21 protein-coding genes are annotated in these 16,501 nt (G+C 68.0%); 10 read left to right on the plus strand and 11 right to left on the minus strand.

Annotated features, from left to right (window positions below; translation table 11 throughout):
• Positions 1 to 20: 20 nt before the first annotated feature.
• Both hisH and hisB read right to left on the minus strand, forming a co-directional pair.
• Positions 21 to 635 carry an imidazole glycerol phosphate synthase subunit HisH gene (gene hisH / locus ACE5C1_RS09850; RefSeq protein ID WP_374943898.1) on the minus strand — a complete coding sequence of 205 codons (615 nt, stop codon included), beginning with the start codon at positions 633 to 635 and terminating at the stop codon, positions 21 to 23.
• Entirely contained in the window at positions 632 to 1,219 is a 588-nt protein-coding gene (hisB, locus tag ACE5C1_RS09855; RefSeq protein WP_374943947.1) for an imidazoleglycerol-phosphate dehydratase HisB, read from the minus strand. The genes hisH and hisB overlap by 4 nt, the downstream gene beginning before the upstream one ends.
• A gap of 94 nt (positions 1,220 to 1,313) precedes the next feature.
• Between hisB and ACE5C1_RS09860 the strand changes: the two genes are divergently transcribed.
• The 5 genes from ACE5C1_RS09860 to gmk all read left to right on the plus strand — a co-directional run bounded on the left by ACE5C1_RS09860 (position 1,314) and on the right by gmk (position 4,650).
• A complete protein-coding gene (locus ACE5C1_RS09860) occupies positions 1,314 to 1,793 on the plus strand; it encodes an SspB family protein (protein ID WP_374943899.1) in 480 nt (159 codons plus the stop codon).
• Between the two features lie 194 nt (positions 1,794 to 1,987).
• Entirely contained in the window at positions 1,988 to 3,388 is a 1,401-nt protein-coding gene (gene fumC, locus ACE5C1_RS09865) for a class II fumarate hydratase (RefSeq protein ID WP_374943900.1), read from the plus strand.
• Positions 3,389 to 3,518: 130 nt separating this feature from the next.
• Positions 3,519 to 3,728 (plus strand): hypothetical protein, encoded by a 210-nt coding sequence (locus tag ACE5C1_RS09870; protein WP_374943901.1) that lies wholly within the window; start codon positions 3,519 to 3,521, stop codon positions 3,726 to 3,728.
• A complete protein-coding gene (locus tag ACE5C1_RS09875) occupies positions 3,725 to 3,940 on the plus strand; it encodes a hypothetical protein (RefSeq protein WP_374943902.1) in 216 nt (71 codons plus the stop codon). Before ACE5C1_RS09870 ends, ACE5C1_RS09875 begins: the two co-directional genes overlap by 4 nt.
• 59 nt (positions 3,941 to 3,999) lie before the next feature.
• Positions 4,000 to 4,650: a guanylate kinase gene (gene gmk, locus ACE5C1_RS09880; RefSeq protein WP_374943903.1), complete on the plus strand. Its 651-nt coding sequence runs from the start codon at positions 4,000 to 4,002 to the stop codon at positions 4,648 to 4,650.
• An 83-nt stretch (positions 4,651 to 4,733) separates the two neighbouring features.
• Here the strand turns inward: gmk and ACE5C1_RS09885 are convergent, their stop codons facing one another.
• The 6 genes from ACE5C1_RS09885 to ACE5C1_RS09910 form a co-directional block, all read right to left on the minus strand.
• The gene (locus tag ACE5C1_RS09885) at positions 4,734 to 5,429 is read right to left on the minus strand and encodes an ATP12 family chaperone protein (protein ID WP_374943904.1); all 696 of its coding nucleotides are present in this window, start codon (positions 5,427 to 5,429) and stop codon (positions 4,734 to 4,736) included.
• On the minus strand, positions 5,426 to 5,647 hold the full coding sequence (locus ACE5C1_RS09890) for a hypothetical protein (protein ID WP_374943905.1): 222 nt from the start codon (positions 5,645 to 5,647) through the stop codon (positions 5,426 to 5,428). Before ACE5C1_RS09890 ends, ACE5C1_RS09885 begins: the two co-directional genes overlap by 4 nt.
• Positions 5,644 to 6,291, minus strand: coding sequence for an HAD-IA family hydrolase (locus ACE5C1_RS09895; RefSeq protein ID WP_374943906.1), 648 nt, complete (start codon positions 6,289 to 6,291; stop codon positions 5,644 to 5,646). Before ACE5C1_RS09895 ends, ACE5C1_RS09890 begins: the two co-directional genes overlap by 4 nt.
• A 377-nt stretch (positions 6,292 to 6,668) precedes the next feature.
• Entirely contained in the window at positions 6,669 to 7,784 is a 1,116-nt protein-coding gene (locus ACE5C1_RS09900; protein WP_374943907.1) for an RluA family pseudouridine synthase, read from the minus strand.
• The gene (gene crcB, locus ACE5C1_RS09905; protein ID WP_374943908.1) at positions 7,781 to 8,155 is read right to left on the minus strand and encodes a fluoride efflux transporter CrcB; all 375 of its coding nucleotides are present in this window, start codon (positions 8,153 to 8,155) and stop codon (positions 7,781 to 7,783) included. Before crcB ends, ACE5C1_RS09900 begins: the two co-directional genes overlap by 4 nt.
• Positions 8,156 to 8,289: 134 nt before the next feature.
• Positions 8,290 to 8,925 (minus strand): hypothetical protein, encoded by a 636-nt coding sequence (locus tag ACE5C1_RS09910; protein ID WP_374943909.1) that lies wholly within the window; start codon positions 8,923 to 8,925, stop codon positions 8,290 to 8,292.
• A 103-nt stretch (positions 8,926 to 9,028) separates the two neighbouring features.
• On the opposite strand from ACE5C1_RS09910, the gene ACE5C1_RS09915 reads away from it, so the two are divergent.
• Positions 9,029 to 9,250: a hypothetical protein gene (locus ACE5C1_RS09915; protein WP_374943910.1), complete on the plus strand. Its 222-nt coding sequence runs from the start codon at positions 9,029 to 9,031 to the stop codon at positions 9,248 to 9,250.
• A 57-nt stretch (positions 9,251 to 9,307) separates the two neighbouring features.
• Here ACE5C1_RS09915 and ACE5C1_RS09920 read toward each other — a convergent pair whose 3' ends face one another.
• Positions 9,308 to 9,637 carry a glycine zipper 2TM domain-containing protein gene (locus ACE5C1_RS09920; protein WP_374943911.1) on the minus strand — a complete coding sequence of 110 codons (330 nt, stop codon included), beginning with the start codon at positions 9,635 to 9,637 and terminating at the stop codon, positions 9,308 to 9,310.
• Positions 9,638 to 9,729: 92 nt separating this feature from the next.
• Here ACE5C1_RS09920 and ACE5C1_RS09925 point away from each other — a divergent pair, with 92 nt between their 5' ends.
• Positions 9,730 to 10,377 carry a trimeric intracellular cation channel family protein gene (locus tag ACE5C1_RS09925; RefSeq protein ID WP_374943912.1) on the plus strand — a complete coding sequence of 216 codons (648 nt, stop codon included), beginning with the start codon at positions 9,730 to 9,732 and terminating at the stop codon, positions 10,375 to 10,377.
• A gap of 511 nt (positions 10,378 to 10,888) precedes the next feature.
• Here the strand turns inward: ACE5C1_RS09925 and ada are convergent.
• Together ada and ACE5C1_RS09935 are read right to left on the minus strand one after the other, a co-directional pair.
• Positions 10,889 to 11,908 (minus strand): bifunctional DNA-binding transcriptional regulator/O6-methylguanine-DNA methyltransferase Ada, encoded by a 1,020-nt coding sequence (gene ada / locus ACE5C1_RS09930; protein ID WP_374943913.1) that lies wholly within the window; start codon positions 11,906 to 11,908, stop codon positions 10,889 to 10,891.
• Positions 11,909 to 11,965: 57 nt separating this feature from the next.
• Entirely contained in the window at positions 11,966 to 12,652 is a 687-nt protein-coding gene (locus tag ACE5C1_RS09935) for a dienelactone hydrolase family protein (RefSeq protein ID WP_374943914.1), read from the minus strand.
• Between the two features lie 102 nt (positions 12,653 to 12,754).
• On the opposite strand from ACE5C1_RS09935, the gene ACE5C1_RS09940 reads away from it, so the two are divergent.
• The 3 genes from ACE5C1_RS09940 to atpA all read left to right on the plus strand — a co-directional run bounded on the left by ACE5C1_RS09940 (position 12,755) and on the right by atpA (position 16,500).
• Positions 12,755 to 14,293: a hypothetical protein gene (locus tag ACE5C1_RS09940; RefSeq protein WP_374943915.1), complete on the plus strand. Its 1,539-nt coding sequence runs from the start codon at positions 12,755 to 12,757 to the stop codon at positions 14,291 to 14,293.
• A gap of 117 nt (positions 14,294 to 14,410) precedes the next feature.
• Positions 14,411 to 14,968, plus strand: a complete 558-nt coding sequence (locus ACE5C1_RS09945) for a F0F1 ATP synthase subunit delta (RefSeq protein WP_374943916.1) — start codon at positions 14,411 to 14,413, stop codon at positions 14,966 to 14,968.
• Positions 14,969 to 14,970: 2 nt separating this feature from the next.
• Positions 14,971 to 16,500, plus strand: coding sequence for a F0F1 ATP synthase subunit alpha (atpA, locus tag ACE5C1_RS09950; RefSeq protein WP_374943917.1), 1,530 nt, complete (start codon positions 14,971 to 14,973; stop codon positions 16,498 to 16,500).
• Position 16,501: the final 1 nt, after the last annotated feature.

Here is a 16,501-nt window from a genome sequence, read left to right on the forward strand (position 1 = left end):
CCCCGAACCGGGGAGGAATACTATGGTCGCCACTTCAAGAACCTTTCCAGCAGCGCCAGGCCGTAGCGTTGGCTCTTCTCCGGGTGGAACTGCACGCCGATGGCCGTACCTTCCTGGATGGCGGCAGTAACCCTTCCTCCATGATCGGTTACGGCGATTGTCGGATCGGGAACCTGCCCGTTCTCATAGGCATAGGAGTGCAGGAAGTACGCCTCGCCTGCTTCGATAAGCGAGCCATCGTCCGTCGGCCAAACGTCATTCCAGCCCATATGCGGAACACGCTGATCGCCCGCAGGTTGCAGGCGCCGAATGCTTCCGGCGATCCATCCCATGCCTTTGTGCGTGCCGTGTTCCTCACCGTATTCGGCCATCAATTGCATGCCGACACAGATACCCAGGAATGGGCGGCCACGATGGTACACTGCGATTTCCATTGCTTCCGTCAGACCCGGCACGGCGCGCAGGTTCGCCGCGCAGGCGCCGAACGCGCCGACGCCGGGCAGCACGACCCGGTCCGCGGCCAAGATCGCGTCCGGGTCGGCGGTAATCGTCACGTCCTTCGCACCCGCCGCGCGTAAGGCGTTCTCGACCGAGTGGAGATTGCCCGACTGAATGTCGACGAGCGCCAGCGTCACAGCACGCCTTTGGTCGACGGGATCGCATCCGCCTTGCGCGGGTCGATCTCGACCGCTGCCCGCAGCGCGCGCGCGAGGCCCTTGAACGCGCTCTCGACGATGTGGTGGTTGTTCTGCCCGTACAGCGTCTCGACGTGGAGCGTAGCGCCGCTCGTTTGCGCGAAACTGTGGAACCAATGCTCGATCAATTCGGTGTCGAGATCGCCCAGCCGCGATACGGTGAATGCGGTCTTCCACACCAGCCACGGCCGACCCGACAAGTCCAAAGCGACCCGCGTCAGCGTCTCGTCCATCGGGCTGAGCGCGTCGCCGTAGCGGCGAATGCCGCGCTTGTCGCCGAGCGCCCTGGCCACCGCCTCGCCGATCGCCAGCGCGCAATCCTCGGTCGTGTGATGGCCGTCGATATGCAGGTCGCCCGCGACTTCGACGTCGAGGTCGATCAGCGAGTGGCGCGAGAGTTGCTCGAGCATGTGATCGAGAAAGCCTATGCCCGTCTTGCACCGATACTGGCCGGTGCCGTCGACGTTGACGGTGACGTCGATCCGCGTCTCGGCAGTCGCGCGGTTGATCGTGGCGGTGCGCATGGTGGGGTTCATGGGGCCGTTTCCATAGCGTTCTGCACTTGTCGTGCAATCTTCAAGGTTGACCGGGCGCGCAAGGGCGCTAGTCCGGGTAACCATGAGCGACGGCATGCCCGATAGCCTGATTCCGTATGACGAGATCGTCCAGGAAGCGCTGCGCGCGGTGGTCGGGCGCGTGCTCGGCTCGATCCTGGAGGCCGGCGGGCTGCCCGGCGAGCATCATTTCTACATTACCTTCAAGACCCAGGTGCCCGGCGTCGATATTCCGCAGCGGCTGATCGAGCGGTTCCCGGACGAAATGACGATCGTCCTGCAGAACCGCTATTGGGACCTGAGCGTCGATGCGCAGCGCTTTTCGGTGGGGTTGAGCTTCAATCAGGTGCCGTCCAAGCTGGTCATTCCTTATTCGGCGATCACCGGGTTCCACGACCCCGCGGTGAATTTCGAGCTGCGCTTCCAGGCGACCGAGGACGCCGCCCCCGAGCCCCACGACGCCGCGGAGAACGACGGCGCGGTGGCGGCGCCGGTCGAGGATGGGTCCAACGTCGTGGCGGTGGATTTCAAACGCAAGAAGTGAGGCGCCGGGGCGCACGTGCCGAGCGTAGCTCGAAGCGAGACGCCCAAGCCCGGCCGGCGTAGCTACGCTACGAGCGACGTCGCGGCTTTGCCGCGGCGGGCTGCGCGGCTCGTCCCGCCGCTGGCAAGCAGCCTACGTGCTTTTCGGTACTCTGGGCCCCGGAACAAGTCCGGGGCGACGGAGTAGGTGGCGGCATGACCGACGCTCCCCAAACCCGCACCGAAACCGACTCGCTCGGCCCCGTCGACGTCCCCGCCGACGCCTATTGGGGCGCGCAGACGCAGCGCTCGATCGAGAACTTTCCCTTCGCCGCGAGCGAGCGGATGCCGATCGGCATCGTCCACGCGCTCGCGCTGGTGAAGCAGGCGGCGTCCAAGGTGAACCGCGCGCACGGGCTGGAGGCCGACAAGGCCGACGCGATCGAGGCGGCGGCGGCGGAGGTCGCGGCGGGAAAACTCGACGACCAGTTCCCGCTCGTCATCTGGCAGACCGGCAGCGGTACCCAGTCGAACATGAACGTCAACGAGGTGATCGCGGGCCGCGCCAACGAGATGCTGGCCGGCACCCGCGGCGGCAAGGTGCCGGTTCACCCCAACGACGACGTCAATCGCAGCCAGTCGTCGAACGACAGCTTCCCGACCGCACTCCACATCGCCGCCGCGCTCGCCGTCACGCAGCGTCTGATCCCGGCGCTGCACGCGCTGGAGATGGCGGTGTCGGGCAAGACCCGTGCGTGGGACGACATCGTCAAGATCGGTCGTACCCACCTGCAGGATGCGACCCCGCTGACGCTGGGGCAGGAATTCTCGGGCTATGCGCACCAGCTCGAGCGCTGCCGGCAGCGGATCGAGCCCGCGATTCGGCACGGCATGTTCCTGCTCGCGCAAGGGGGGACCGCGGTCGGCACCGGGCTGAATGCGCCGTCGGGGTTCGGCGATGCTTTCGCCCGCGAGATCGCGGCGATCACCGGATTGCCCTTCGTCAGCGCGCGCAACACGTTCGAGGCGCTGGCGTCGAACGACCCGATCGTCCACCTCTCGGGCACGCTCAACACGCTGGCGGTGGCGCTGACCAAGATCGCCAACGACATCCGCCTGCTCGCCTCCGGGCCCAGATCGGGGCTGGCCGAGCTCGACCTGCCCGCCAACGAGCCCGGCAGCTCGATCATGCCGGGCAAGGTCAACCCGACCCAGTGCGAGATGCTGACGATGGTCGCAGCCCAAGTGATCGGCAACCACATGGCCATCACCGTCGGCGGCTTGCAGGGGCATCTGGAACTGAACGTCTTCAAGCCGTTGATCGGCGCGGCGGTGCTGCGCTCGATCGACCTGCTCACGGTCGCGATGGACAGTTTCACGCGGCGCTGCGTCGACGGGATGGAACCCAACCGCGCGCGGATCGCCGAGCTGGTCGACCGATCGCTGATGCTCGTCACCGCGCTTGCGCCCGAGATCGGCTATGACGCGGCCGCCAGGATTGCCAAGCACGCGCATGCCGAGGGGCTGACCCTGCGCGAGGCGGGGCTGGCGCTGGGGCTGGTCGACGCGGCGACGTTCGACCGGGTGGTGCGGCCCGAGGACATGCTGGGGCAATAGCCCTCTTCCGTTCGCCCTGAGCGCAGTCGAAGGGCAGCCGCAGGCCAGGTGCTTCGACTGCGCTCAGCACGAACGGAAGGCGGAACTCAATCACCCATTGCGGCGCTTGTGCGGACGAAGGAGATTTCGCGTGGGTGCAACGACGATAGGCGCGCTGGTCGGCGGCGCGATCGATTCGATGAGCGGCGACGACGGCAATGCCGACGGCGCGGTGATCGGCGCGATCGCCGCCAACGTGCTGAAGGTGGTGGTGCCGATCGCGGTCACCTACGCGATCGGCTGGGCGGTGTTGCGCGGCGTCGGCGAGCTCAAGGACCTGGCATTTGGAGACGAATCATGATCGGCCGCATCATCGGCGCGCTCGTTGGGCGCGAGATCGACCGCCGTGACGGGCAGGGCGGAGTCAAGGGCATGGCGATCGGCGCCATCGCCGCGGGCGCCTTGCGCCGGATGGGGCCGCTCGGCCTGGTGCTCGGCGGCGGTTATGTCGCCAAGAAGGCGTATGATCGTCGCAAGCAGGAGCGGCGGCTGCGCGGCGCGGCGCGGCCTTAACCTGCGTAAACGCGCGAGCGCCGCTTGACGCGTTGCCCCGCGACACGCCAAAGGCGCGCATGCCCGCCTCTACTCCTGGCGACGCGCACGGCTTTCGCCGCCGCGGCGTCCTGTTCGTCCTTTCCTCGCCGTCGGGCGCGGGCAAGTCCACCATTGCGAGGCTGCTGCTCGCCGACGAGCCCGAGCTCGACATGTCGGTGTCGGTCACGACTCGCCCGCCGCGCGAGAACGAGGTGGAGGGTCGCGACTATCATTTCGTCGATCTCGAGGAATTCCGGCGGATGGTCGCCGACGACGAGTTCCTGGAATGGGCGCACGTCTTCGGCCACCGCTACGGCACGCCCCGGGGCCAGGTCGAGGCGATGATCGCGGCGGGCAAGGACGTGCTGTTCGATATCGACTGGCAGGGCGCGCAGCAGCTGTTCCAGATCGCCGGCGGCGACGTGGTGCGCGTGTTCATCTTCCCGCCGTCGATGACCGAGCTGCGCGCGCGGCTCGAACGCCGCGGCACCGATGCGCAGGACGTGATCGACGCGCGCATGGAGCGTGCGGCGAACGAAGTCAGCCATTGGGACGGCTACGACTATGTGCTGGTCAACGACGATGTCGAGCGGTGCTTTGCCGGCGTGAAGACGATCCTGGCGGCCGAGCGGCTGAAGCGCTCGCGGCAGACGGGGTTGATCGGGTTCATTCGAAGATTGACGCGATAAGTCTTCCCCGTTCGTGCTGAGCGAAGTCGAAGCACACGTCGCCTCGAGCGGTCCGCTTGCTGAGAGCAGCCCTTCGACTTCGCTCAGGGCGAACGGGGTTTGGATGCTCCCAGGAACCCCACCGCCGCATCGAACTCGCGCCGCCGCTCGGCCAGCATCGCCGCCGCCGCGGCATCCTCTCCCCAGCGCTCGGCTTGCCAAGTCTCGTCGACATGTGCCGCCGTCCAAGCCGCGTCCGCAGTCATCGCACCCTCCACGATGCCCAGCGCCAGCACGATCGACCCGGTCAGCGTGGTGATCGGCGACAAGGCCGCAAGCGCGAAGGCGTCCAGCGCCGCTGCCGCCTCGCCGATCCGCGCCAGCGTCGCTGCGGATTGCGGGCGGTGGACGATGCCGGTCGCCACCACGAAGCGGACGTCGTAGCGCGTCTGCGCCCAGGCGAGCGGCGCGTCCCAGGCCGCCGCCTGCCGCGCCACCAGTTCGGCCGGAGACTCGGCGCGGTAGCAGAGCAGGTCGTTCTCGGCGTAGCGCGCCAGACCCGCGGCGAAGGTTGCCGGATCGGCCGCGACGCGCTCGATCGCGGCGTTGGCGAGGCCGGTCATCGGCATCGCGCGCGGATCGATCTTGTCCGCAACCGCGCGCCATTCGTCCGCGACCATTTCGGCGAGCGTTGCAGTCGGCAGCACCAGCGGCAGCCGACCGGGGGTGCGCACCGGCCGGCCGTCCAGCGTCACGCCACGCTCGGGCGTTACCGCCACATCGCTCCAGAATCGCTTCATGCGGGCGGCGGCGTGCGCCAGCGGCGCGCCAGCGCAGGCGGGACGATCATGATCATCGCCATCGCCGACAGCACGATCGCGATGCCGAGCAGCTTCGGCGCGACCGTCTCCGCGCGGCTCAGCAGCAGCAACCCGAACACCGCGCCTGCCATCCCTGCGAACCGTGCCGCGAGGATCGTGAACCATCGGCGTCGGGCCAGCGCATCTTGGGGGCTCATGCGAGCAGCCCCGGCAGCTTTGCGACCTCTTTGGCGACGACATCCGCGCCGCCGGCGATCAGATCGGCGACGCCGTGATACCCCCAGGTGACTCCGATCGCGCGTGCGCCCGCCGCCTTGGCCATCGCCATGTCGAAGCTGGTGTCCCCGATCATGACCGTCTCGTCCGCGCCGACGTCGGCAATCGCCGCCAGCAGCATCGCCGGATCGGGCTTGGACGGGTGGCGGTCGGCGGTCTGGAGCGTGGCGAAACGTCCGGCGATCCCGTGCTGCTCCAAGATATGGGCAAGGCCCCGGTCCGACTTGCCGGTCGCAACCCCCAGTATCCAGCCGCGGTCGGCCAGCGTCGCGAGCACCTCGACGATCCCGTCGAACAGCGGTTCGTCGTCGAGTTCGCCCTCGGCGCGCAGCCGCTGGAAGGCGTGCTTGTAGTCCAGCGCCATCGTGCGGTGGAGCGCGGGGTCAGCGTCGGGCAGCAGCGCCGCGACCGCTTCGACCAGGCTGAGCCCGACGATCCGCCGGATCGCCGCGCGTGGCGGCGGTGCGAGATGGGCACGTGCGAAGGCATCCTCCATCGCGCGGCAAATGTTGGCTTGGCTGTCGACGAGCGTGCCGTCGCAATCGAACACGGCGAGGCGGGTCATCGAGCAGTTGCCGGAAGGGATACTTGCGAGCGAGTCACGCCCTGCTCATAGTGCATGCGGCGGTCGTGTCTTCCCCGGAGGCGCAATCAAGCCGTCAAAAGGAGGTGGTAGGAATTACAAATGATGCAGCCATGATAATCATCGGCGTAGGAGCGCTGATGATCTCAACTGCCACGTTGATCCTCAAGATCATCGAGGTGGCTCGCTCCAAGTAGCGACCGGCGGGGGTGCGGCTCGTCCGCATCCCCAAAGGAATAGGCCCCAATCGTAGGAGCGATTGGGGCCCGGTTTGTCCGGAGATGATCGAAACCACTCATGACACAGCCAACCACGATATGCTCGCGGTTGCGCCGAAAGTCAAGATAGGCTCCAGCCGATCACCGCGCCGCCCCCCGGCTCCGCCGCTCGCCCTTGCGATCCTTGCGAACCGACTTGGCGTGCGCCTTCGCGCGAGTCTTGATCTGCTCGCGCGTGGGCGGGGTCTTCTCGTCCAGCGTCAGCGCATCGCCGGCCGCCGGCTCGAAGCCCAGTTGCTTGAGGCTCTCGGCGAAGTGGGTCGGCAGCTCGGCTGTAACGTCGACTACGCCGCCGTCGGGGTGGTCGACCTTGATCCGCCGCGCGTGCAAATGCATCTTGCGGCTGATTCCACCGGTCAGGAACGCCGCGGCGCCGCCGTACTTGCCGTCGCCGACGATCGGGTGGCCGATCGCCGCCATGTGGACGCGAAGCTGGTGGGTGCGGCCGGTGAAGGGCTGCAATTCGACCCAGGCGGTGCGGTTGCCCGCGCGCTCGATCACGCGGTATCGGGTGCGCGCGGCCTGGCCCGACTCCTCGTCGACATGCATCTTCTCGCCGCCGGTGCCGGGCTGCTTGGCGATCGGCAGCTCGATGGTGCCGTCGTCGATCGATGGCACGTCGACGATCAGCGCCCAATAGACTTTCCGCGCGTTGCGCCCGGAGAACGCCTTGGCGAAGAACGCCGCGGCGCGGCTCGTGCGCGCGACGAGCAATGCACCGCTGGTGTCCTTGTCGAGGCGGTGGACCAGCTTGGGCCGTCCCTCGTTGTCGTATTGCAGCGCGTCGAGGAGGCCATCGACGTGCTCGTGGGTCTTGGTCCCGCCTTGCGTCGCAAGGCCAGGCGGCTTGTTGAGGACAAAGGCCTGGAAATCCTGGTGGATCACCATGTCGCGCGCGAACTGGGTCTGGTCGTCGCTCAGGGCTGCGCGTTCGCGCTTGGGCTTGGCCGCAGCGTCCGGGGTATCCTTGACGATCTCGGCGGGCGGCACGCGCAATGTCTGCCCCGCGACGAGCCGGTCGCCGGGAGTCGCGCGCGAACCGTCGATGCGCAACTGCCCGGTGCGCGCCCATTTGGCGACGGTGGTGAAGCTCGTCTCAGGCAGGTGGCGCTTGAACCAGCGGTCGAGCCGGATGCCGTCGTCGTCGTAGCCGACGTTGAACTGGCGGACGGTGTCGGATGCCTGGGTGTCGCTCATGCCGAAACCCTGACGAGGCTGAGTCCCGCGTAGAGCGCCGCGATCGCACCGACCACCGAGGCGGCGACATAGGCGAGCGCGATGCCGATCTCGCCGCGCTCGATCATCAGCACGGTGTCCAGCGAGAACGCGGAAAAGGTCGTGAAGCCGCCGAGCACGCCGACCTCGAGCAGCAGCCGCCACGCCTCGCTGCCGCCGAACCGCACCAGGCCGCCCGCGAGCACGCCCATCAGCAGCCCGCCGAACAGGTTGACGCCGAGCGTCCCCCAGGGAAATCCCGGATCGAGGCCTGCGAGCATGAAGCGTCCGGCAAGATGCCGCGCGCCGGCGCCGAACGCGCCGCCGAGCATGACGAGAAGAAGCGAGGGCATGGCACGCCGTAGAACAAAGCGCGGCGGGAAGCATCCTTTCCGTTCGTGCTGAGCGAAGTCGAAGCACCTTGGCCTTGGTGCATGCCCTTCGACTTCGCTCAGGGCGAACGGGATTTCGTCGCGGGTTGGTACCGTCAGCCGCCGTCGACGATCAGGTCGACGTCGCTGCCGCCGCCGTTCCGAGGCTGAGCGAACACGACATAGGTCGCGTTGCCGCGTTGCCCGGCGACACGGTCGCCGCTCCGCTCGGCCGAATAGCCGGCGCGACGCGCGCGGGCCGCATACCAGGCCAAAGCCTGCGCAGGGCTCGCACCGACCGCGAAGCTGACGATGCGCAAGGCGCAGCCGGCGGCGTCGTTGCCCGCGGCTTCGACGACAGCGGCGTCGCGCGGCAGCGCGAAGGCGGCGGGCAGCTTTGTCGACCACATCGCCGAATAGCGGATCGCCGCGGCGCATCCCGCGGTGCCGGGGACCTGCTCGGCGAGCGCGCCCAATGTCAACGCGCCCTTGATCGGGCGCCCGCGAGTCGGCGAAACGTCCGGCACCGATTGCGGATCGGGGCGGGGAGGCGGGCGCACCGCGTTGCCGTTCGCCGATTGCGCCAGCGCCGGATCGACCATGATCTGATCGTGGAGCGCCGCGGTCAGCGCCGGGTCGCCGGTGTTGGCGTCGACCAGCGCGGCATCGAGCGCGGCGAGATTGGTTTGCGGGTCGGGTGCACGCTGGCATGCGACGACGATGAGCGGCAGGGCAAGGATGAGACGGCGCATGGCGAACTCCCGAAATGGGCCTGCGTCACGTTGGGCGCGGGATGGTTAAGGCGGCGTCTACACCGCTCTTGCATGGCCGTACGCGGGGACCATCTACGCGAGCATGCTCAACCTCCTCTCGATCCTGCTCGGCCTTGTCGCGCTCCTGCTCGGCATCGTGCCGTTCCTGCCGTTCCTCGCCTGGGGCTATTGGTTCGTGATCCCGATCGCGGTGGTCGGAGCGGCGATCGGCGCGCTGTCGTCGAAGAACGGCGGGCGCAATCTCAACCTGGTGCTGATCGTGATCTTCGGCATTCGCCTGGCGCTGGGTGGCGGACTGATCTGATACGAAAAGGGCGCCGCGACCGTGTCGCGGCGCCCTTGCCGACGAAATTCCTGGCGCTTAACGGCAGCGGCGATTGCTGCTGCCGCGGTCGATCGCGCGGCCCGCGAGTGCGCCCGCGGCCGCGCCGCCCAGCGTGCCGATCGTGCGGTCGCCGCGGGTGTCGATGGTGCGGCCGAGCAAGGCGCCCGCGACACCGCCGACGACCAGCCCGGTGGTGCCGTCGGGCTTGCGGCAGCGGGTGCGGCCACGATCGTCGCGCCATTCGCGATATTGCGAGTTGCTGCGGCGATCGTCGCGGTAGCGCTGCGCGTCCGCCTGCGCGACCGGAACCAGCAGGGCGGGGGCAGCCATGGCGGCACATCCCAGAGCGAGCATCATCTTACGCATGTCGTTACTCCCGAAAAGATCAGAACCGGGGGCGTAACGTTGCGTTGCCGGGCGAAGTTGCATGAACGTCATACAACGATCACACCGCCGCCATGATCGACCCCATCCCCCTCTTGCCCGTGGCCCACGTCCTTCCGGCCGCTGCGCCGTGGCTCGATCTGGCGGGCCTCGCGGTGTTTGCGGCGTCGGGGGCATTGGCGGCGGCCAGGCGGGGGCAGACGATCGTGACGCTCGCCTTCTTCGCGCTGGTCACCGGGGTCGGCGGCGGCACGGTGCGCGACCTGCTGATCGGCGCGCCGGTGTTCTGGGTGCACGACGCGCGCGCGGCGGCGGTGTGCCTGATCGTCGCCTTCCTGATCTGGATCACGCCGCCACGCTGGTGGCACGGGGCGGCGCTCGACTGGTTCGATGCGGTCGGGCTCGCGGCCTATGCGGTGTACGGCGCGGCCAAGGCGATGGGCTACGGCCTGCCGCCGGTGCCCGCGGCGCTGATGGGGGTGATCACCGCCTGCGTCGGCGGCATCGTCCGCGACGTGCTGGCGGGCGAGCCATCGATCCTGATGCGCCCCGAACTGTACGTTACCGCCGCGGCGCTGGCGGCAGCGTCGCATGTCGCGCTGGTGTCGGCGGGGGTGCCGGCGGTCGTCGCGGCGATGGTGGCTGCCACGGCAGGGTTCGGGTTGCGCGCGGCCGCGATCCGCTGGCGCCTGGCGCTTCCGGCGTATCGGGAGCCGCGATGACGTGCGGATGCGCTTGGTGAAAAGCAAGCTATATTGCAGGGAGATAATGGAACGTATAGTTTGTGTCGCTCTTTTGCTTGTGCAGACGGCGTGTAGTCAGCAACAAACCGGGTCTCTCGATCTTCCAAGCCAAGGCGATCGATGGGTAAAATCCATTTCACCGCAAGCCGACAGTATGTCAACGCACGCCGGCATACCATCTGAGTGGATGGCAGGTACGGAGAATCAGAAAATCAAAACCAAGTCGGTATCGATCGGTGATAATGTGGATGGAGTACAAATAGGCGCAATAAAATGCACCTTCTTTGCTAGGGACTCTTATTATTCTGGCAAGAAGGTTATGTGGCGCGGTCGTTGGGGTTGTTATGCGGACAGAAGCCGCGACGAGGTAAAGGATGCAGTCGGGAATGACGGGACGAAGATTTACGATTACATCTATGTTTCTCCCGTTAGCTTGAACACGAGGTAGCTACGGGGATGCCATTAGGGCAACACTGAGTTTTTCGCCCGCTCACTCCCGCTCCCGCTCCAGCAGCACCCGCTTGCGCTCCAGCCCGTACGCATAACCCCCCAGCGTGCCGTCACTGCGTTGCGCCCGATGGCACGGCACCACCAGCGCCAACGGGTTCGCGCCGCACGCGCTGCCCGCTGCGCGCACTGCCGCGGGCTTGCCCGCCAGCGCCGCCAACTCGCTGTACGTCCGCGTCTCTCCCGCCGGGATGCGCGCGAGCGCCTGCCACACCGCTTCCTGGAACGCCGTGCCGCGGACGTCGAGGGGCAGGGCGTGCGCGCGCCCCGGCGCCTCGACCACCGCGATCACGTCGCGCACCAGCGCCGCCAGCGCTTCGCCGCCGGGCAGGATCGTCGCGGCGGGAAAGCGCGCGGCAAGCGCGGCGGCGTTCTCGTCGAACGACACCCGGCACAGCCCCTTGTCGGTCGCTGCGACCAGCATGGCCCCAAGCGGAGTCGCCGCAACCGTCCAGCGGATCGTCACCCCGGCACCGCCCTTCGCCCACGCGCTCGGCGTCATCCCCAGCCTGGGCGCAGCCCCCTCGTAGAAGCGGCTTGGCGCGGCATAGCCCGCCTCGTAGATCGCGGTGGTCACGTCCTTCTCCTCGGTCAAGGCCTCGGCGACCCGCGCCGCCCGCCGCCCGCGGGCATAGGCCGCGGGCGTCACTCCGGTGGCGCGGGCGAACAGCCGGTGGAAATGGTGCGGCGCATAGCCGGCACGCGCCGCAAGTTCGTCGAGCGACAGCGCGTCCCCTGCGTCGAGCGCCGCCATCGCCGCCGCCACCGCGACGCGATCGCGCGCGATCTCGTCGGGACGGCAGCGCAGGCACGCGCGCAAACCCGCAGCCCGCGCCGCCGCGCCATCGGCATAGAAGGCGACGTTCTCGCGCCGCGGCCGTCGGGCGGGGCAACTCGGCTTGCAATAGATGCCCGTTGTCCGCACGCCGACGACGAAGCGCCCGTCGGACGCCTTGTCTCGCGCGTCAAAGGCCGCCCAGGCCGCATCGCTGTCGATCGTCATGCCGCCGATATGGCGCGTGGCAAGCGCGCCCGCATCCCGCGGCTTGCGGTCAAAGCCTCATCCGCCGTTGGGGCGGAACAGCGTCAGCGTCCGGTGTCGCGCGAGTTCCGCCGAAGGTTCGTGGTAATCCTTGCGCCGGTCCGAATTGAAACCGTGCCCGGCGTCGTAGACGTGGACGGTGGCGTTGGGCCAGTCTTTGGCGGCGATCTTGTCCACGCCTTCCATCGGGATGCTCTGGTCGTAGCGGCCGAAATGGAGGACGACGGGCACCTTGGGCTCCTCGTCCGCGGTCGCGGGCACCTGGCCGCCGTAATAGCCCGATGCCGCGGCGACCCCGTGCATCCGCGTCGCCGCCAGCCACGCCACCGACCCGCCGTAGCAATAACCGACCTCGAAAACGGGACCGGCGCCATCCGTGCCCAGGGCATCGACGCAGGTCTGGACGTCGGCCAGGCTCTGCTCGAACGGATGCAGCGTGCGCGCCAGCTCCACCGCGCGCGCGAAGTCGGGGCCGTCGTACGCCGCCTCGAACCCGGGATGCTCGCGGTCGAACAGCGCGGGCGCCAGCACCTCATAGCCTTCGGCGGCATAGCTGTCGGCGACTTCGCGGATGTGTTCGGTGATGCCGAAGATTTCCTGCACCACCACCAGTCCGCCGCGGCGCTCGCCTGCGGGCTTCACCCGGTACACGCCGATCTCGGCGCCATCTGCCATCGTCATCGGTTCGATTGCGCCTGCGGTCATGCTCGTCTCCATTCCTGCCGAGCCTAGCAGCGGACGCGTACGATTCGCCATTGGCAAGTCGCCGCGCCGCCGTTTACCTTCTGCCGAAAAGGGGACGCCGCCATGCCGCTCATCCGCTCGTGTGCGGCGCTCGCGCTGCTCCTCGCCACGGTCATAGGGGCGGCGCCGGCGCACGCCGAATGGCTGAAGGCGACGTCGCAGCATTTCGTCGTCTATTCGGACACCGGCGAGGCGGCGTTGCGCAAGCAGGCGAGCGACCTCGAATATTTCGACGCTATGATCCGCCGCTTCCACCGTACCCAGGAGGATCCCGACGCCGTGTTCAACAAGGTGACGGTGTACGTGATGCCCAGCGTCGCCGCGGTGCAGAAGCTGTCGGGGATGAAGAACGTCGCAGGCTTCTACGTGCCGCGAGTCACCGGATCGGTCGCCTTCACCCCGCGCGCGGGCGGCGGCGGCGACAACGATCTGACCCCGCGGATCGTGCTGTTCCACGAATATGCGCACCACTTCCTGCTCGGCAATTACGCGATCGCCTACCCGGCCTGGTTCAGCGAGGGCTATGCCGAGTTCGCGTCGACGATGATGGAGCGTGGCGGCGCCTTCTGGCTCGGCGCGGCTGCCAATCACCGCGCGTATGGACTTGCCGACAAGGCGCTGTCGATCCGCCAGCTCTTCGCGCCGCCGCAGCGGATGACCGGCGAGCAGACCGAGGCGCTGTACGGGCGCGGCTGGCTGCTGACCCATTACCTGATGTTCGACGCCGAGCGCCGCCAGCAGCTCTCGCGCTATTTCGCGCTGTTCAACGCTGGCAAGCCGAGCCTCGACGCCGCCAACGAGGCGTTCGGCGACCTGAAGGTGCTCGACGGCAAGCTCGACCGCTACCTTCACAACAACACGCTGCCCGCGATCAAGGTGGACGCAAAGGTCTTCGCGGTGCCGCAGGTCGATGTTCGCCCGCTCACTCCCGGCGAGCGGGCGTTGGTCGCCATGCGGATGGAATCGACCCGCGGCGTCGACGGCAGGACCGCGCCGCCGCTCTACGCCCGCGCGAAAGCCGCCGCGGCGCCGTTCGCGAAGGATGCGGTCGCGCAAGGGTGGCTGGCCGAGATGGCGTTCGACGCCGGCCGCTTCGACGAGTCCGAATCCGCCGCCGACGCCGCGCTTGCGCTCGACCCGGCGCAGAGCCAGGCGCTGCTCTACAAGGCCCGCGTCCATCTCGTTCGCGCCGCGCAGGCCAAAGCGAACGACCCCAAGGTGTGGAGCGAAGCGCGCAGCTGGATCGTCAAGGCCAATCGCGCTCAGCCCAACGACGCCGCCGCACTCGCGCTGTTCTACGAATCGTTCGGCGTGCAGAACGTGCCGCCCAGCAAGAGCGCGGTGGCGGGGCTGTACCGCGCGGTCGTGCTGGTGCCGCAGGACGGCGGCACGCGATTCCTCGCCGCGCGCCAGGAGATCCTCGACGGCGATGTCGCGCGCGCGAAGGACCTGCTGCGCCCGCTCGCCTCCGATCCGCATGCGGGCGCGGACAACGGCGCTGCGCGGCTGCTCGCGTTGCTGGATGCCGGGCAGACCGGGCAGGGGGCGTTGGATGCCCTTGCGAAGGCCGCGCAGGCCCCTGCGGCGGGGGGCACTGACTAGCGCCGGGTTGCATCCCCGCGACCTCGATGCTAAGCGCGCCGCCATCCCGTGTAGGGCCCGCTTCGTGGCCCTGTTCCCCCATGGGCGAACCCGTTTGTTGACGAGGAAGTGGATCGCGTGGAGACATCCGGCGGTGGTATTCAGGCAAGCCTCGGCGGACGCTATGCGTCGGCGCTGTTCGGTCTCGCGCGCGATGCGAAGACGATCGACCAGGTCGAGGCGAGCCTCGCCACGGTGCGCGACGCCATTGCGCAATCCGACGATTTACGCGCGCTGACCACCAGCCCGATGGTGTCGCGCGAGGGCGCGGTGAAGGCGGTCCTCGCCACCGCCGACAGCCTGGGCATCGATGCCACCACGAAGAATTTTCTCGGCGTCCTCGCGCACAACCGTCGCCTCGGGCAGTTGCCGCAGATCGTCCGCGGCTTTCGCGAACTCGCCAGCCGTCACCGCGGCGAGACGACCGCCGAAGTGACCAGCGCGCATCCTTTGGCCGACGATCAGGTGATCGAGCTGAAGCAGCAGCTTCGCCAGCGCGTCGGTCGCGACGTCAACGTCGACCTGTCGGTCGATCCGCAATTGCTGGGCGGGCTTGTCGTCCGCATCGGTTCCCAGATGATCGATTCGTCGATCCGCACCCGTTTGAATGCGCTCGCCGGCGCGATGAAAGGCTGACCATGGATATCCGCGCCGCAGAAATCTCCCGCGTCATTCGCGATCAGATCGCCAATTTCGGCACCGAGGCCCAGGTCTCCGAAACCGGCCAGGTGCTGAGCGTCGGCGACGGCATCGCGCGCATCTACGGGCTCGACAACGTCCAGGCGGGCGAGATGGTCGAGTTCTCGAACGGCGTGCAGGGCATGGCGCTGAACCTCGAAGCCGACAACGTCGGCGTCGTGATCTTCGGATCGGACGCCGAAATCCGCGAGGGCGATATCGTCAAGCGCACCGGCACCATCGTCGACGTGCCGATCGGCAAGGGCCTGCTCGGGCGCGTCGTCGACGGCCTCGGCAACCCGATCGACGGCAAGGGCCCGATCGAATCGACCGAGCGCAGCCGCGTCGAGGTCAAGGCGCCCGGCATCATCCCGCGCCAGTCGGTCAGCGAGCCGATGCAGTCGGGGCTGAAGGCGATCGACGCGCTCGTCCCCGTCGGCCGCGGCCAGCGCGAACTGATCATCGGCGACCGCCAGACCGGCAAATCGGCGGTCGCGATCGACACCTTCATCAATCAGAAGAACGCCAATCAAGGCACCGACGAGTCGAAGAAGCTGTACTGCGTCTATGTCGCGGTCGGCCAGAAGCGCTCGACGGTGGCCCAGCTCGTCAAGACGCTCGAAGAGAATGGCGCGATGGAATATTCCATCGTCGTCGCCGCGACCGCGTCCGAGCCCGCGCCGCTCCAGTTCCTCGCGCCCTACACCGGCACCGCGATGGGCGAATATTTCCGCGACAACGGCATGCACGCGTTGATCGTGTTCGACGATCTGTCGAAGCAGGCAGTCGCGTATCGCCAAATGTCGCTGCTGCTTCGCCGCCCGCCGGGTCGTGAGGCGTATCCCGGGGACGTCTTCTATCTCCACAGCCGCCTGCTGGAGCGCGCCGCGAAGATGTCGGACGCCAACGGCGGCGGCTCGCTGACCGCGCTGCCGATCATCGAGACGCAGGCGGGCGACGTGTCGGCCTACATCCCGACGAACGTGATCTCGATCACCGACGGCCAGATCTTCCTCGAAACCGACCTGTTCTTCGCGGGCATCCGTCCGGCGATCAACGTCGGGCTTAGCGTGTCGCGCGTCGGCTCGGCGGCGCAGACCAAGGCGATGAAGAAGGTCAGTGGCTCGATCAAGCTGGAGCTGGCGCAATACCGCGAGATGGCCGCGTTCGCGCAGTTCGGCTCCGACCTCGACGCCTCGACCCAGCGCCTGCTGGCGCGGGGCGCGCGGCTGACCGAACTCCTCAAGCAGAAGCAGTTTGCGCCGATGCCGTTCGAGGAACAGACCGCGTCGATCTTCGCGGGCACGCAGGGGTATCTGGACACGGTCGCGGTGAACGACGTGACGCGGTACGAGGAGGCGATGCTGTCCGAGCTGCGCAGCAACCACGCCGACGTGCTGACCAAGATCCGCGACACCCGCGATCTCGGCGACGAGGCCAAGTCGGGCCTGAAGTCGGCGCTCGACGCCTTCGCGAAGACGTTCGCCTAAC

The sequence above is a fragment of the Sphingomonas sp. genome (assembly GCF_964263785.1).
Lineage (GTDB): Bacteria > Pseudomonadota > Alphaproteobacteria > Sphingomonadales > Sphingomonadaceae > Sphingomonas.

Excerpts from the sequence above, each read along its gene's own strand:
- ACE5C1_RS09940 (WP_374943915.1), top strand. The coding sequence starts at position 12,755 with ATGCCGCTCATCCGCTCGTGTGCGGCGCTCGCGCTGCTCCTCGCCACG.
- gmk (WP_374943903.1), top strand. The coding sequence starts at position 4,000 with ATGCCCGCCTCTACTCCTGGCGACGCGCACGGCTTTCGCCGCCGCGGC.
- atpA (WP_374943917.1), top strand. The coding sequence starts at position 14,971 with ATGGATATCCGCGCCGCAGAAATCTCCCGCGTCATTCGCGATCAGATC.
- ACE5C1_RS09915 (WP_374943910.1), top strand. The coding sequence starts at position 9,029 with ATGCTCAACCTCCTCTCGATCCTGCTCGGCCTTGTCGCGCTCCTGCTC.
- ACE5C1_RS09920 (WP_374943911.1), bottom strand. The coding sequence starts at position 9,637 with ATGCGTAAGATGATGCTCGCTCTGGGATGTGCCGCCATGGCTGCCCCC.
- ada (WP_374943913.1), bottom strand. The coding sequence starts at position 11,908 with ATGACGATCGACAGCGATGCGGCCTGGGCGGCCTTTGACGCGCGAGAC.
- ACE5C1_RS09900 (WP_374943907.1), bottom strand. The coding sequence starts at position 7,784 with ATGAGCGACACCCAGGCATCCGACACCGTCCGCCAGTTCAACGTCGGC.
- ACE5C1_RS09890 (WP_374943905.1), bottom strand. The coding sequence starts at position 5,647 with ATGAGCCCCCAAGATGCGCTGGCCCGACGCCGATGGTTCACGATCCTC.
- ACE5C1_RS09860 (WP_374943899.1), top strand. The coding sequence starts at position 1,314 with ATGAGCGACGGCATGCCCGATAGCCTGATTCCGTATGACGAGATCGTC.
- hisB (WP_374943947.1), bottom strand. The coding sequence starts at position 1,219 with ATGCGCACCGCCACGATCAACCGCGCGACTGCCGAGACGCGGATCGAC.
- ACE5C1_RS09875 (WP_374943902.1), top strand. The coding sequence starts at position 3,725 with ATGATCGGCCGCATCATCGGCGCGCTCGTTGGGCGCGAGATCGACCGC.
- fumC (WP_374943900.1), top strand. The coding sequence starts at position 1,988 with ATGACCGACGCTCCCCAAACCCGCACCGAAACCGACTCGCTCGGCCCC.
- ACE5C1_RS09895 (WP_374943906.1), bottom strand. The coding sequence starts at position 6,291 with ATGACCCGCCTCGCCGTGTTCGATTGCGACGGCACGCTCGTCGACAGC.
- ACE5C1_RS09885 (WP_374943904.1), bottom strand. The coding sequence starts at position 5,429 with ATGAAGCGATTCTGGAGCGATGTGGCGGTAACGCCCGAGCGTGGCGTG.
- ACE5C1_RS09935 (WP_374943914.1), bottom strand. The coding sequence starts at position 12,652 with ATGACCGCAGGCGCAATCGAACCGATGACGATGGCAGATGGCGCCGAG.
- ACE5C1_RS09910 (WP_374943909.1), bottom strand. The coding sequence starts at position 8,925 with ATGCGCCGTCTCATCCTTGCCCTGCCGCTCATCGTCGTCGCATGCCAG.
- crcB (WP_374943908.1), bottom strand. The coding sequence starts at position 8,155 with ATGCCCTCGCTTCTTCTCGTCATGCTCGGCGGCGCGTTCGGCGCCGGC.
- ACE5C1_RS09925 (WP_374943912.1), top strand. The coding sequence starts at position 9,730 with ATGATCGACCCCATCCCCCTCTTGCCCGTGGCCCACGTCCTTCCGGCC.